At 57.1% G+C, this 14,026-nt stretch carries 11 protein-coding genes and 1 pseudogene; 3 read left to right on the plus strand and 9 right to left on the minus strand.

Features of this window, described 5'->3' with window-relative positions; translation table 11 throughout:
* Positions 1 to 245: 245 nt before the first annotated feature.
* The 3 genes from NH344_RS01170 to NH344_RS01180 all read right to left on the minus strand — a co-directional run bounded on the left by NH344_RS01170 (position 246) and on the right by NH344_RS01180 (position 2,550).
* Positions 246 to 674 carry a DUF2231 domain-containing protein gene (locus tag NH344_RS01170; RefSeq protein ID WP_044629815.1) on the minus strand — a complete coding sequence of 143 codons (429 nt, stop codon included), beginning with the start codon at positions 672 to 674 and terminating at the stop codon, positions 246 to 248.
* Between the two features lie 212 nt (positions 675 to 886).
* On the minus strand, positions 887 to 2,026 hold the full coding sequence (locus NH344_RS01175; protein ID WP_044629814.1) for an MFS transporter: 1,140 nt from the start codon (positions 2,024 to 2,026) through the stop codon (positions 887 to 889).
* The gene (locus tag NH344_RS01180; RefSeq protein WP_044629813.1) at positions 2,023 to 2,550 is read right to left on the minus strand and encodes a TetR/AcrR family transcriptional regulator; all 528 of its coding nucleotides are present in this window, start codon (positions 2,548 to 2,550) and stop codon (positions 2,023 to 2,025) included. The genes NH344_RS01175 and NH344_RS01180 overlap by 4 nt, the downstream gene beginning before the upstream one ends.
* A 225-nt stretch (positions 2,551 to 2,775) precedes the next feature.
* Between NH344_RS01180 and NH344_RS01185 the strand changes: the two genes are divergently transcribed.
* Positions 2,776 to 2,928, plus strand: a complete 153-nt coding sequence (locus NH344_RS01185; protein WP_273682754.1) for a LysR substrate-binding domain-containing protein — start codon at positions 2,776 to 2,778, stop codon at positions 2,926 to 2,928.
* A 28-nt stretch (positions 2,929 to 2,956) separates the two neighbouring features.
* Here NH344_RS01185 and NH344_RS01190 read toward each other — a convergent pair whose 3' ends face one another.
* The 4 genes from NH344_RS01190 to NH344_RS01205 form a co-directional block, all read right to left on the minus strand.
* Positions 2,957 to 5,032 carry an FUSC family protein gene (locus NH344_RS01190; protein WP_228168714.1) on the minus strand — a complete coding sequence of 692 codons (2,076 nt, stop codon included), beginning with the start codon at positions 5,030 to 5,032 and terminating at the stop codon, positions 2,957 to 2,959.
* A gap of 2 nt (positions 5,033 to 5,034) precedes the next feature.
* Positions 5,035 to 5,919 carry an HlyD family secretion protein gene (locus tag NH344_RS01195; RefSeq protein ID WP_044629810.1) on the minus strand — a complete coding sequence of 295 codons (885 nt, stop codon included), beginning with the start codon at positions 5,917 to 5,919 and terminating at the stop codon, positions 5,035 to 5,037.
* Positions 5,920 to 5,954: 35 nt separating this feature from the next.
* Positions 5,955 to 6,173 (minus strand): DUF1656 domain-containing protein, encoded by a 219-nt coding sequence (locus NH344_RS01200; protein ID WP_089675420.1) that lies wholly within the window; start codon positions 6,171 to 6,173, stop codon positions 5,955 to 5,957.
* Positions 6,174 to 6,313: 140 nt separating this feature from the next.
* The gene (locus NH344_RS01205) at positions 6,314 to 7,216 is read right to left on the minus strand and encodes a LysR family transcriptional regulator (protein WP_253027407.1); all 903 of its coding nucleotides are present in this window, start codon (positions 7,214 to 7,216) and stop codon (positions 6,314 to 6,316) included.
* Positions 7,217 to 7,386: 170 nt separating this feature from the next.
* Here NH344_RS01205 and NH344_RS01210 point away from each other — a divergent pair, with 170 nt between their 5' ends.
* Positions 7,387 to 7,965, plus strand: a complete 579-nt coding sequence (locus NH344_RS01210) for an NAD(P)H-dependent oxidoreductase (RefSeq protein ID WP_253027409.1) — start codon at positions 7,387 to 7,389, stop codon at positions 7,963 to 7,965.
* A 163-nt stretch (positions 7,966 to 8,128) separates the two neighbouring features.
* Here the strand turns inward: NH344_RS01210 and NH344_RS18225 are convergent.
* Positions 8,129 to 8,314 (minus strand): annotated as a pseudogene (locus tag NH344_RS18225) (DNA-binding response regulator); the annotation flags it as partial.
* A gap of 367 nt (positions 8,315 to 8,681) precedes the next feature.
* On the opposite strand from NH344_RS18225, the gene NH344_RS01220 reads away from it, so the two are divergent.
* Positions 8,682 to 10,451 carry a mechanosensitive ion channel domain-containing protein gene (locus tag NH344_RS01220; protein WP_058578702.1) on the plus strand — a complete coding sequence of 590 codons (1,770 nt, stop codon included), beginning with the start codon at positions 8,682 to 8,684 and terminating at the stop codon, positions 10,449 to 10,451.
* Positions 10,452 to 10,492: 41 nt separating this feature from the next.
* On the opposite strand, the gene NH344_RS01225 is transcribed toward NH344_RS01220, so the two are convergent.
* Complete coding sequence (locus tag NH344_RS01225; protein ID WP_253027411.1) at positions 10,493 to 13,966, minus strand: acyl-[ACP]--phospholipid O-acyltransferase; 3,474 nt, start codon at positions 13,964 to 13,966, stop codon at positions 10,493 to 10,495.
* Positions 13,967 to 14,026: the final 60 nt, after the last annotated feature.

Below are 14,026 nucleotides of genomic sequence, written 5' to 3' on the forward strand. Positions count from 1 at the left end.
TATCAAGCGGATGCACCGGTTGACGGCGGGCTGAGGGCTCGCCGCGCCCAACCGGCCAGCAGGCAAGGCGTCAGAACCGCCTTGCAGAAGCTGAGGGGCAGGTTAAGAGCCACACAACAGCACCAACACCAACACCAACACCAACACCAACACAGGGGGGGGGGAAGAACCCACGCCTCAGCTCATCCATTAACCTCAAGTCCGACAGACTGCTAGGGGCGTGACATAGCGAATGTTGGAAACCTTCATGGCTTATCTCCTGCGCTGCGAAGGGAAAAACCGATCCAGGTTGCCGCACAGGCCAGCACGGTAACGACAATCGAAAGAACAAAACCGGTGGGCATCATCGCCCAGGCATCCCTGGCATGAGTCAGCGCATTGATAAAACCGACGATCCAGGTGACAAGCAGCAGACACAAATAAATCAGCGAGATGCCGCGACGTCGATGAGCCCGAAAAAGGCCGATAATGGCAGCCAATATCGCGAAACCAGTAAAAACAAGGCCGCCCGCAATAAGCCAGGAAGAGAAGGTGCTCCACTGGATATGGTAGCTAGTTGAGTAGAGGTAATCGCTTAACGCGGCACCCAGAAAGAGAGGAATAGTCCCTGCAAGCAGTACTGCATGAAGCGGATGTATTCCGCTTCGAACAGTGCGTTCAACAGTGGCTGTCACGGCAAACTCCTTATGCTGTTCAGCGAGTTAATGTACCTAAACTGGCATGGCGCATACGCGCATCCAGCCCAGGCAACGACATCATGTTCGTTGTGGCGGAGTATAGTTGACGATTGGGAACTTGCCCAAAGCGCAGCGGAGACTTGCACGCTACGTTTCGGCCCGTCCGTTATGGTGGCGGTTACTCAATTAAGAGGCGTTGAAGGGTGAGCTCATGCAGTCTGGAGTTTAGCGTTTCCAGCTCTCGTCAATCCGGCTGTAAACGCAAGGCATGCGAAGATGGTCACGGCATAGTTGATGTTTAACTGATCCATCAGCAGCCCGAAGATTGGCGCGCCTGCGGTTTGGCCGATAGCGATGGTCAAAAAGCCAATCATTAGACCCGTGGCCGGTCGATCGGGCAGTGCAGAGACACCCCATATTAGATAGACACCGGTGAGCATGATGTACGCTGCGCCGAAGAGCATGCCACCGCAGAGTGCCAATAAAGGCGTTGTGATACTGGTGCCAACTAACATAATGCCAGCCGCTAATGCCGCAAGAAAAAGCCAATGCGTGCGATCAATCCCGAACCGCGCGACTAACGTACCGGCCCCTGCGCCAGCGATACCGGCAGCACCAATAGCGATCCAAAGAAGCCCTGCGCCTGTCGAGCTCCAACCAAGCTGATGGGTGACGAGCTGACCGCCGAAAGACCAAAGCGCGGTACTGGACGCCCCCATCAAAAATGCGGCCGCGATCAGGCGAACAATAACGCCATTAATCGGTGGCAAGCCGGTGGCCGTTTTCGGGGCCGCTTTTGTTTCGCTGGGAACGATGAATGCCGCAGCTATCGCCATTATAAAAGCAGCGACAGCAAAGCCCGTGAAGGCCAACCGCCATTGTCCGCCTAGCATTAACGCGATTGGCCCCGAAAGCACCACCCCTGCGCTGGTACCAGCATTGATGATGGTGTTGGTAAGGCTTTGTCGATCAGGACGGACGATAACGGCAACCGCAGCTGCCATAGGGGGAGATGCTAGCCCGGTACTGGACCCTGCCAGCATGACCGCAGTGGCGAGCAATAGTGGAGACGGTGCTACTGCAATGCCCACCATGCCCACCGCTGCGACAAGGGCTGCTGCTACAGCAACGGCGCGGGCACCAATGCGTTCGGTTAGATACGCCGATAGCACGATGGCGACACAGTAGCCCAGAAAAGCACCGCCGGATATCAAGCCGCTGATGGTAGACGATAGGGAAAGGTCAGCATCGATTTGGGGCAGAAATAGCCCGAAGGCGAAGCGAGCAAAACCGTAGCAGACGGCAATCAGGCCAAAGCCTGTAGCGCCCAGGTAAAGGCTGGGATTCATGTGCGTGCCTGCTGGATGAGCGCTGACGCAGCGATACGCGCCGACGTTATTGACTCAGCCCCGCGATAGACCGCGGCCGCCGTCGCTCCTTCAAACAGAATAAGGATCTGTTCGGCCAGTTCAGGATTATGTTTGCCGCCGGTCTCTAGGAATACAATTGCCTGAATTTTCTCATACAGACTCGCCTTGTGTGCCAGCACAGCATTGGCAATTTCCGGTGTATCGCCACCGGTTTCGCCGTAAGCGCGCAGGAACAGGCACCCACGAGAGCCCTCGATCCGGACCCACTCTTCCAGCGCGCAAAATAGCGCCTCTACGCTCTCTACTTCGATGCGCTGCTGAAACCGGCGATGCCGCTCTGCGAGCACGTCAGTTATCAGCGCCGTTTTGCTGCCAGCATGTTTGTAGAGCGTGCGGCTCGACATGCCAGCAGCCTGGGTTAGTTTGTCCATTCCGGTGGCGGTAAAACCATGCCGGTCGAAAAGGAGTTCTGCTGCTGAAATAAGCTTTGTCTTGGTATCCATGCGCAAAGTGTAAAACGATCATTTTACATCGTCAATTGTTACCTTTTGCGATGGAGTGCATGGAGGCTCACATTTTGTTGAGCATCTCCACCGCCTGATCGAAGTGTCCATCCCGCTCCAACCAGCGCAGGAACTTCACGTTCTATCGCTGGTGCAGGACACGTCTGCGCGCCGCATAATGCCTGCATTGTTGATCAGTACATTGAGGTTGGGGGGCTCGGCGTCATTTGGTTGCCGGATTTCATGGCCAAAGGGCACGTATCCCGTGGCGAGCTGGTGCGTTTGTTTGATGATTGGCACCTCAATCCAATGCCAATGTACGTGGCGTTGCCGCCGAATAGGCGCGTTAGCGCCAAGCTGCGCGTGTTTATCGATTAGATTGTGGCGTTGATGGCGCAGCACGCACCTACGGTTGATCGACGGGGGATAGACGTTTGATAGGTGGGTGGGGCCGCGTTGGCTGATTCGCCATGATGCGCGCCAAGCGCTCCAGGGCCAGTTCAAGCCGCTCAATCAAGCCCTCCAACAATACCTGGCGGTCGGCGGGCACATCGCCGTAAGCCTTTATCGCCTCATCCAACTGCTGGCCTGCTTCACGAATCCATTGGGGTGGACGCCCGTTAGCGCTCTCTTCAAACCCGCTAGCTAGCGTGCCTAGTAGGTGGCGATGCGCCTCGCGGATGCTCGGGTGAGGTGCATCATCCAGCCGGTCACGCAGGCGTAGCGTGGCAGTGCCCAGGTCGAGCCCGGTCAAACCAAGAATAAAAAGATGGCGTTGTTGTTCTGGCAGCATGTCGTCGTGTTGGGCAAGCTGCAGCAGGCGGTCCGCCATGTGACCGCTGAAGCGGGTTTCGGCATCGCGAATCGAGCGCCGCGTTAACTCATGAATATCTTTCGAAATAGCGTTGATCAGACGCCGGCGTCTAAGGCGTGTGCCCAGCCCTGGCAGCAGACGAAAGGACATGACCACGCAGCTGAGCCCGATCACCACGGCCACCACCCGGTTGGCGAAACTGTCGAACGAGAAGTCCATGCCGTTGCCGGGCATGGTGAGCAGGATATTGAAAATGGTAAATGCCAGGCAGTAACCCATGGTCGCCGGGTTGGTGGCGCCCAGCAGGCCTAGAAACAGCGGCGTGCCAAACAGCATGGCCAGCATCGGAAAGCCATTGGCCTGTGAGAGCAACACATGGCCGAATAGAAAGGCGCTGGGGATTGCCGCCAGCATGCCTTTGTAGAACATCATAGTGATCGCGATAGGGTTGTCACGGCTGGCGAAGAACGCGGAAAACAGCGTGCCGAGCATCATCGCAATCATGGCGCTCTGCCAGGCGGTGACAATCCAAAAAGTCGCCAGTAGCGAGAACAAAAGACCCGAGCGTATAGCGTTGATACTGGCGGCGAGGTGGTCACGGTGCCAGGCCAGTGGCGAAGAACGAAGCTTATGGCTTGCCGGTGAGGCAATCGCCTCGCGGGCGTCAAGCATGACCATGGCGTGACCGATCGATTCACGTAGCCCCAGGCGGAGGCGACGGTCGAGAGGGGCAAGGCTGGCTTCTTCTTCACTTTCATGAACCCGATGTCGTAACCCCTGCAGGGCTTTGCGGGCGTCAGCCACTCCTTTGACATGTTCGGCATCGCGAAAACCATTCGCTACCTGACCCGCAAGCTCGATACTTTCAGGGGCAAGGCGGTCAGCGTGGTCGTGCATCAATTGGTGAAGCGCCTGCAGGTTGGCGAAAAAGCGCAATGTGCGTCGCGTTAGAACATGGGTAGCACGCACTCGGCCGGGGCCCACTGGGCCTTCAAAACGAGCCGCCTGGCTGTCGGTTTCCAGCACGGCCAGCGGGGTGAGGCTACCGCGCAGGGCCTCCTGCATGGCAGCTATATCGTCGCTGGCTTCCAAGCGTAGGGCGGCGTGGGTGAAGGCCTCGTTAATCACCGTGTCGGCCTGGGTGGCCAAATGTGTGCCCACATGAGAGGGCCATAACAGTGCGCTGACCAGCATGGCGCACAGGGCACCCAACCCCAGTTCGGTCATGCGTGCCACAGCAATGTCGAAAATTCCGGCTGGGGTGCTGCCACTGGAAATCACCACGATCAACATGGCTGTCACGGCGGCCATGAGGCAGCCGTAGGTGTAGTTATTGCGCCACAGCGAGCCGACGTAGGTACACAGCATAATCCAGCAGGTGAGCGTGAGCAGTGCGGGCAGGCGTGCCTGGGCAAACAGCGCCATGATGAAGATACTCACGATAGCGCCCAGCGCGGTGCCACCCAACTGACAGAGGCCTTTCTCGACGACCATGCCACTCATGGGGCGAATTTGCAGAAACGCCGCGGAAATCAGCGCCCAGTAGGGGCGCTCCACATCGAAAGCCAGCGCGACGTAAAGCGCTAGCATCATGGCCAGCGTGGTTTTAATGGCAAACTTTACCGCCGTGGCGTTAGGCGTGAAGTAGGTGCGCAAAAAGGGCGGCATGGTTACGGCGAAGTGGCCTGAGAAGACGATTCAGGGTGGATGTGCACGGTTGCGGTCATGCCCACGCTTAGCAGGGTGTCGTCGGGTACCGCGTCTAAGGTGATGCGCACGGGGATGCGCTGGGCTAGGCGTACCCAGCTAAAGGTGGGCTCAACTTGAGGCAGTAGCTGTTGATTGAGGGTGGTGTTGCTGTCGGCAATGCCACGCCCAATGCCCGCCACTCGCCCATTCAGGTGGGTATTGCCATTCATTAGTACTACCTCTGCCGGGTCGCCCACCTTAATTGAGGCCATTTTGGTCTCTTCGAAATAACCCATGACGTAGTAGGAGTCATCGGCAATGAGCGCCATCACGGGCGTGCCGCGATTGACGAAGTTACCGGTGGTGAGCTGAACATTGAGCACGTGCCCGCTAACAGGAGCGACGACCTGGGTGCGTGCCTGATCAAGTTGCGCACTCTCCAACGCGGATTGAGCCTGCTTGACATCGGCTTCGGCAATGCGCGAGTTGATTTGGGCGATCTGCTGGGCTTCGGCGCTAATGGCTTGGCTGTTACCCAACTGGTTGCGGCGTCCAGCTTCCGCACGATTGAGTTCTAAGGTGGCTTGGCGATGTTCTAGCGTGGCTTGAGCGCTGTCGACGGCGGCTTGGTAGCGGGTGTCGTCAATGGTGAACAGCGTTTCGCCCTCAGCAATATAATCGGTGTCGGCCACTTCAAGGCTATTTACCCAGCCGGTGACATCCGGTGCAATAGTGACGACCTCGGCGTGAACACGAGCGTCGCGGGTCCAGGGGGTATAGAGGTAGTAACGCCACAGCCAAGCACCGGCGGCGATAGCAATGGCAACGATGATCAGAGTGAGCAAAATACGAAGCGAAGGGCGCATCAACAGTTCTCTCAAGGGCTGCTACAAGGGCTATATCACAGGCGTTCAAGCAAGACGGTAAACAGAAAAGTGGTTGCCGCCATTAAGATGACAAAAAGCGAGATATCGAACCAGGCTTCATACCAGAGTGCATGCTCACCAACCACCCAGTGCAGCAGCGAGCGAATGACCAGTGTGCCGATAAAAGCCATCAGCGCGTAGATCAGCAGTGGACTGAGATAGATGCCGCCAACGGCAATTTCTTGAAGGCCCATAACATCCTTACTTGGCAGGGTGTTGATAATGATAAAAGCAATATTAGCCTGTTAACAATAGACGGGTCAGGGACTTTTTCTCCCTTTAATACTCAGAATAAAGGATGAAATCGAGCCGGTTTAGCGATGCCATAATGTCGTTATCCCTGCAAATACTTGCCTGGAAGCCGCTCGGCCAAAAACTCCATAAATAGCCGTGTACGCTGAGAAAGTGTGGCTTGGCGATAGTAAACAGCGTTCACGGCTTGGGTTTTAAGCTCGGTATAGTCGGGTAAGATGTCAACCAGTGCTCCCTTCTGGCGAGGAGCGATGGTCATAAAGTCGGCCAAGCAAACAATGCCTTCTCCGGCGATGGCTAGTTCTATGAGCGTGCTACCGCTAGAGGCAGAGAGTGTTGGTGAGATGTGCAAACGCTTGCCGTCGGCGCCGATGAGCGGCCACTGATTAAGGTGTTCTAACTGACTAAAACCCATCAGGCTGTGTTGCGCTAATTCATCAATGCTTTGCGGAGCACCGTGACGTTGAATATAGCTGGGGCTAGCGAGAAGTCGCAGCGGGCTATGTCCCAGCAGGCGAGCATGAAGGGAGGAGTCTTCCAAATCGCCGATGCGAATGGCTAAATCGACTCGCTGTTCCAGCAGATCGACAAACCGGTCGTGGGTATCCAATTCCAACGTAATGCCGGGGTAACGGGCACGGAATTCGCCAATGACCGGCACGATCACAAACTGCATAAAACTAGGGGCGGCGTTAACCCGAAGTCTTCCTTGAGGCTGGTTGTGGCGGTCGAGCAGGGCCTCTTCGGCCTCTTCCACGGCGGCCAGGATGCGTCGGCAGTGGGCGAGAAAGGTTTCCCCTTCTTCGGTCAGTTCCAAACGGCGGGTCGTGCGGCGCAGCAGCGTCGTGCCAAGCTTTTGCTCCAGGCGGTTTAGCGCACGGCTGACGCCTGACACGGTAATACCTAACCGTTCAGCAGCGGCGGTAATTGAGCCGCAATCCACCACGGTGATAAACGCCTGCTGCTCTTTCAGGGTGCTTTTCATCGTTGGTTTGAGGTACCTCGATAAAAGGTTGATTATTGATTTTAGCGCAAAAGTCTCTTGCTAGATGTTTGGTTTTTCTTTCCTGCTCTGCACTGCACAATACTCGCCAATTAATGCCCTGCTTACTTCTGTTAAGCGGGGTGGTCACGATATACGGTGAGGTTGAAGCAATGAAGATACTGTTAATCAATGGCGGTAAAGCGTTTGCCCACTCTGGTGGTGAACTCAACAATACCCTGCATGCCGTGGCGGTGGATACGCTGAAAGAGCTAGGCCATGAAGTACGCGAAACGGTTATCGAGCAGGGCTATGAGGTTGCCACCGAAGTGCAAAACTACCTCTGGGCGGACAGCATTGTGTATCAAATGCCCGGCTGGTGGATGGGCACCCCCTGGACCGTCAAGCGCTACATTGATGAAGTCTTCACTGAAGGCCATGGCTCTCTGTACGCCAGCGATGGTCGCACTCGTCAAGACCCAACCCAACAGTACGGAAGCGGCGGCCTGCTGCAAGGCCGCCACTACATGCTGTCGCTGACCTGGAACGCGCCGATTGAAGCGTTCGACGAGCCGGGTAACTTCTTCGAAGGCCGTGGGGTGGATGGCGTGTACTTCCCGTTCCATAAGTCTCAGGAGTTCATTGGCCTTGCAGCTCAGCCAACCTTTATTGCCAATGATGTGATGAAGGTGCCGAACGTAGAGCGTGATAAAGCCGCTTACCGCACCCACTTGCGCCGTGTGTTTGGTTAATTCGCCACGCTGCTAAAGCATTCACACACGCATCAACACAAGCGCCCACCGACGTCGGTGGGCGTTTTTTGTGCCACGCTTAGCGCTCAGGCTTTACACGGTGAATGAGCCGGTAGATGCAGGCAGAAAGATACGTCCTGATTTTTTCAAACGAGGCGGACGCCATAGCATCCACTCGCCGAAACAGCGCTTTTACCCGGACGGAAAGCTCTGCCACGCTGAATGGCTTCGTGAGATAGTCTTCTGCTTCCATTTCCAGCCTCAGCACTCTGTCCAGCTCGGCCACGTGCATACGAACCAGCTCGCCGATACCTGGGTTGTCCTCGATGATCAGTACGTTTCGCGTCATAGCTTCCTGGCTCTCGAAAGGGGCGTTACTCTTTCATGCTGTCGGTGGAGTCCATGTGATCGCTCTCCATGCTCATGTCGTCCATGGAGTGGCTCATGCCATCGACGAGCTGTTGCTCACCGCGCTGTATGACGACGCGTTTAATCGCCTAGGAAATTTGGAAAACTGAGTGAAAAACTAAGCGGCCATTTCTTGCCTTCGCCTTACGCCACCAAGCGCTAGAGCCGCGATTGCTTGCCGGATAAGGTAACGTGGTCTGTACTTTGACCAACCATCGACACGGATAGCCCACTGATTTAAATGGGCGGGCGGCACAAGCCGTTGGTTGATGGCGGGTATTGGCTCACTTTTACTGAATAAGGCAAGTATGAAAAATTACAGCTCGTGGCCCGTTTGGGGTGTGCTGGTCGTCACGCTACTGTTCTCTAGCGTTGGCATGGCGCAAACGCAAGGCGATGAGAGCGAGAACCCGCGTTGGTTCACCATGGATGCGATCAACACAGGGTTGGGTGAGGTGCCGGAAGAGGCGAAACGCATGTCGCCTAGGGAATCCATTCGCAGCTTTTTGAATTTCACCGACGATGAAAATTACGCCGATGCGGCGCATTTGTTGAATCTGGCAGATATCGACCCCAGCGAGCAGCCCGCACGGGGTACGGAACTAGCCAAGCAACTGGCGGAAGTATTACGACGAGGTGAGTGGCTGAATACCTCTAATCTGCCGGGTCGCCAAGATGCCGCCATTGAAGATCCTTCTGGCCAAAACCCTTTGGCTGGCGAGCCACGGCGCAACATTGAACTGGCTGCGTTGCAGGTAGAAGGCCAAGCCTATGATGTGCGCTTAGGCCGCTACCGTGTTGGCGAAGAAGACCCCGTATGGCTCATTATGCCGGAGAGCGTTTCGTCGATTCCCGCGCTCTACGAAGAGTACGGCCCCTCCATGCTGGAGAGCTACATCCCAGAACGTTTAAAGGCCTCATTTGGCGTCCTGAAAGTCTGGGAGTGGCTGGCAATTCCTGTCTTTCTGGTCACCATTGGTATCGTTGGCGTCGCCACCTATTACCTCGTCGGGCTCATTGCGCGTGTGTTGCCCTCTGGCGTGTCGACCATTTTTGCCGATCAAATCGGCGTGCCGGTCGCGCTGATCGTGATGTCGCTGGTCACTCAGATGCTGCTCGATTACGTGGTGTCGTTTTCGGCCGTGGCCACCACGACGTTTAGAGTACTGCTGATCGCGATCATGGCCTGGGGTGCTGGCACCATTGCGCTGCGACTAGTGGATACCATCATGCTGCGCATGACGCGCCGCTTGGTGGGTGAGATCGATGACACCAAGCCTAAAGACAAACGCCGGCTGCTAACCTCACTCTATGCCCTACGCCGGGTGATTATCTTGATCACCGTGGTGGCGGTTTCGGTGTATGTGCTGGGGCAAATCCAGCTGTTTGAATCTCTGGGGCTTTCCATTCTGGCCTCGGCCAGTGTGCTAGCCGTGCTGGTGGGTATTGCGGGGCAGACGGTGCTGGGTAATATCCTGTCATCGTTTCAGCTCTCGCTGGCCAAGCCCATCCGCATTGGCGACTTAGTGATCTTTGAAGGGCAGTGGTGCTATGTGGAAGGGATTTTCTACACCTTTATTCGGCTGCGTTCTTGGGATGAGCGGCGGTTGATCGTGCCGGTCACATACTTTACGTCCAAACCGTTAGAAAACCTCTCGGTGAAAAGCACCAAAATGTACCGCTTCATGGAGCTAACCCTGCACCTCAGCGCGGATATCTCTCAGGTGCGTGAGAAGTTTTTAGAATTCGCCAAGGAAGAAGAGTGCGTGATTGAGCACCATAAGCTGCTCTGCTACGTCACCGGCCAAACTTCCCACGCACAAACGGTCACCTGCTACTTAATGACCTCGGACCCGCTAGCGGGCTGGACCGCTGAGATGAACGTGCGTGAGAAGCTGATGGCCTATATCCGCGACGAACACCCCGAGTGGTGGCCCCGCGACGTGGTGGTGATTAGCCATCATGATATTGCGCGTGGGGAGCATGCCAAACAATCAAGCGGCCAACAGAAAGGTGCGACTGGACAAACCGGTGAGTCAAACCACCCAAGTGACTCACAGGACGGCAGCGCTGAGTAAGTTCGCCAGAAAGGGCAGCGGCCGTGCCGCTGCCCTTTTTACTAAGATGATTCAGCCGCCAGCTGCGCTTCGGCAAGCCGTTTCGCGGCAGCAAAGTCTGCTTTTCCTGACCCTAGACGAGGTATCTCTTCCACGGTGAGCCAGTCGCTGGGAATCATTAACGCGGGCGTACCGTGGCTGCGCAGGGCGGTTTTGAGCGTTTGGGCGTCCAGCGCTGCTTCGCTCAGTAGGACGATGCGCTCGCCTTTGTTTGCATCGGGCAGGCTGACGGCCATCAGCGGTATGTTGGGGTCGTCGACGACCGCTCTGACCGCGGCTTCGACGGCGCTGAGGCTGACCATTTCGCCGCCGATTTTGGCAAAACGGGCGTAGCAGTCGATCAGTGTTAAAAAGCCATCTTCATCGATAAACCCTTTATCGCCGGTAACGTACCAGCGCTGGCCGTCGAAGCTTTTGAGGACCTGTTCGGTGCGCTGGGGGTCGTTGAGATAGCCCTGCATCACCTGCGGCCCGCTAATCACAATCATGCCTGGCTCGTTGGTGGGTAGCTCCTCGAAGCTCTCTGGATCGACGACCTTAATGCTGGTGCCGGGGAGCGGCATACCCACGGTGCCGGGCTTATTGCCTTTTTGAACCTGCTGGTAGTGAACGCCGACGGCGTCGGGTAGGTTAACGGCCGCTACGGGGGCGGTTTCTGTCGCGCCGTAACCTTCATAAATCGCCTTACCGAATTTTTGCGCAAACCCTTCACGTACGCTGTCATCCAGTTTCTCGGCACCGGCCACCACAACACGTAGGCTTGCCAACATGGCGGGCTGTACCTTTGGGCTGCGGTTGAACAGGCGCAGCATGCTGGAGGTGCCGAACATAATGGTGGCTTTATGCTTGGCCACCGCGTTGGCGACGCCTGGGGCATCGGTGGGGTCGGCGTGACTGGCCATCGGCAGCCCTTCGATCAATGGCAGTAGCTGGGTGACGGTAAAACCGAACGCGTGAAAGAGCGGCAGCGAGGCCATGACCACATCGTCGTGCTGGGTATTGAGCACGTCGGAGGTCTGCTTGATATTCGCCATCAGGTTGCGGTGGCTCAGCATCACACCCTTAGGCTGCCCTTCGCTGCCGCTGGAGAACAGAATGGCCGCCGTGGCGTCCGCATTCCGTCCATAGCAGAACAGCGCTTGTAACAACCAAGCGGGCAGCAGGCGCACGGCAAGAAACGTACTGACGCGCTCAAACCGGGAGATCCCCGCCTGTAGATCTTCCAAATAGATCACCTGCTTACCTTCCAGCAGCGATTCTACTGCCAGCCCCCGCTGGCTCAGCTTTTCCACAAAGCGGCGCGCGGTGACGACGGTGCGAATATCGGCTTGCTGCAGCGCAGAGGCAAGGGACGCTTGGCTGGCGGTGTAGTTCAAGTTCACCAGCGTTTTACCCGCGAGCAGCGTGGCCATATTGGCCAGTACCCCAGCAGTGCTGGTAGGCAGCAAAAGGCCAAGCGTCGCTTCGTTGAGGCTACGGTGGCGAAAGCGCTTGGCGAGCAGCAGGCTAGCGGTGAGCGCTTGGCCTGCGTTGAGTGGGCGACCCAAGGCGTCGGCCAACGCTGGGGCGCTTGGGCTGCGTTTGACACTGTTGATCCAGGCCTCAGGCAGCGAAGGCAGCTCCTCCATGGCGTGTTGCCACGAGTGGGTCGCCTGCTCGAAGATACGCCGTTTGAGTACGTCGGCGGGGGTGTCTTTGGGCAGCGGTTTACCAAAGGCGACTACCACAGAGCGGTGCAGCGGCGCATTGCGTAGCTCTTTGAGTTTACTAGACGAGCGGGAGAATTGGCTGCCCCACAGGCCACGCAGGTAAAACGGCACGATGCGCACGTCTGGGTGGGCGTGTTTGCAGGCGCGCTCGTAGCCTCGGCGCAGCTCGCCCAACTGGCCGTTGCGGCTAATCGCTCCTTCGGGAAACAGGCAAACCACTTCCCCTGCGTTGAGCTGCTCGGCCACGGCGGCCAGCGCGTTCTCGGCCCCTGCGCCGCGCTCAATGGGAATGCAGCCCAGCGCTTTAAAGAACCAGCGTAGGTACCAGCGCTGGTAGATGTTTTTCAGCATCACAAAGCGCACCGGGCGCGGGCTAGCAATTTGCACCATCGCCCAGTCTACCCAACTAATGTGGTTGCCCAGCAGCAGCACGCCGCCTTGGGCGGGCAGGTTTTCCAGCCCGTGAACGTCTACGCGGTAACGGCGGGTAATCAGGAAGCTGAGAATAAAGCGCACTAAGCTCTGGGGCAGTTTGGAAATGGTGTAGCCGCCGCCCACCATCGCCACGCTGGCGACCAACAGCAGCAGGTAGTGGCTATCGACCCCCGCCAGCGCGAACAGCGCGGTGAGCACCAAAAAGCCCAGCATCGAAAGGTTTTGGATCCAGTTATTGGCGGCTAGCACGGTGCCTAGCTCGTGATCCGCCGCATGAAACTGGATCAACGCGTTGAGCGGCACGATAAATAGCCCGCCCATCATGCCGATGAACACAAAGTTGAGCGCTTGGCTGGTGGGCGTGGTGAGGAGAGGAAGGCACCAAAGTCCGACGGCGACCCCGACAGCACCCAGCGGAATTAACCCGGTTTCAATACGGTTGCGGGAGAGCTTGCTGGCTAACAGCGAGCCGAGAGCAATGCCGATACCGCTGGCGGCGAGAATGGCTTGCAGCACCAGCGTGTTCCCAATGCTGAGCGCCTCTTTGGCATAGGCGGGAAAAGCGGCTAGCAGCACTTGCCCCACCGACCAGAACGTCGCCAACCCAATGATGGAGAGCCGCAACACCGGCTGGCGGGCAAGAATACTCAGATTGTTTTTTAGCGCAGTGCCGCTGCGGTAGCGTGCCCACGTTAGCGGGGTAGCCGCAGGCTGTGCTTCATCCAGTTTGAGCCGATAGAGGGCGACGACCTGCAGGCCGCTGTTAAGCACCAGTAGCCAGCCCAGTGGAGCGATATGGCGCAGTAGGTCGCTTGGCGTACTGGCGCTGGGGGTGACCCAGTGTTCAAACAGGGCGGTAAACGCCACCGTACCGGCCAGGATCGCACCAATGGTAACCGCCTGCACTAGCCCGTTGGCTTCGGCTAGCCGGGGTTTACCAAACAGCCCTTTCACTAGGCCGTACTTGGCGGGTGAGTAGAATGCAGACTGAATAGCCAGCAGCAGCGTCATCGCAAAAGCGAGCCAGAACCAGCCCTGGTAGTAGGCGGCGGTAATGCCCAGCGACACCGCCACCGCAGCCCAGGCGGAGAGCCTTAGCACACGTACTTTGGGAGTGCTGTCGGCAATATGGCCTGCCGGGCTGAAGAGGAGAATAAACGGCAGCAGAATTAGCCCATTCACCAGAGCGGTAAGCACGACCTGGGTCGCGCCATCGTAGCTTTTGAAAATCGTATTCTGAATGACGATTTTGTGCCCGAGATCTACGAAGGCATTGAGAAAGATCGCCATCAAGTAGGGCCAAGCGCCCGCGATGCGCAGCAAAGGTTGCATGGTATGTTGCCTTAGTCGCCGAAAGTTAACGCACTGTCGGCAAACGGGGTGAGTGTTGCA

This window comes from Halomonas sp. Ps84H-12 (genome assembly GCF_024124725.1).
GTDB lineage: Bacteria > Pseudomonadota > Gammaproteobacteria > Pseudomonadales > Halomonadaceae > Vreelandella > Vreelandella aquamarina.

What these genes read in the sequence shown, in the direction of transcription:
- NH344_RS01210 (WP_253027409.1), top strand. Translation starts at nt 7,387, where the DNA reads ATGAAGATACTGTTAATCAATGGCGGTAAAGCGTTTGCCCACTCTGGT.
- NH344_RS01205 (WP_253027407.1), bottom strand. Translation starts at nt 7,216, where the DNA reads ATGAAAAGCACCCTGAAAGAGCAGCAGGCGTTTATCACCGTGGTGGAT.
- NH344_RS01180 (WP_044629813.1), bottom strand. Translation starts at nt 2,550, where the DNA reads ATGGATACCAAGACAAAGCTTATTTCAGCAGCAGAACTCCTTTTCGAC.
- NH344_RS01195 (WP_044629810.1), bottom strand. Translation starts at nt 5,919, where the DNA reads ATGCGCCCTTCGCTTCGTATTTTGCTCACTCTGATCATCGTTGCCATT.
- NH344_RS01175 (WP_044629814.1), bottom strand. Translation starts at nt 2,026, where the DNA reads ATGAATCCCAGCCTTTACCTGGGCGCTACAGGCTTTGGCCTGATTGCC.
- NH344_RS01200 (WP_089675420.1), bottom strand. Translation starts at nt 6,173, where the DNA reads ATGGGCCTTCAAGAAATTGCCGTTGGCGGCATCTATCTCAGTCCACTG.
- NH344_RS01225 (WP_253027411.1), bottom strand. Translation starts at nt 13,966, where the DNA reads ATGCAACCTTTGCTGCGCATCGCGGGCGCTTGGCCCTACTTGATGGCG.
- NH344_RS01190 (WP_228168714.1), bottom strand. Translation starts at nt 5,032, where the DNA reads ATGCCGCCCTTTTTGCGCACCTACTTCACGCCTAACGCCACGGCGGTA.
- NH344_RS01220 (WP_058578702.1), top strand. Translation starts at nt 8,682, where the DNA reads ATGAAAAATTACAGCTCGTGGCCCGTTTGGGGTGTGCTGGTCGTCACG.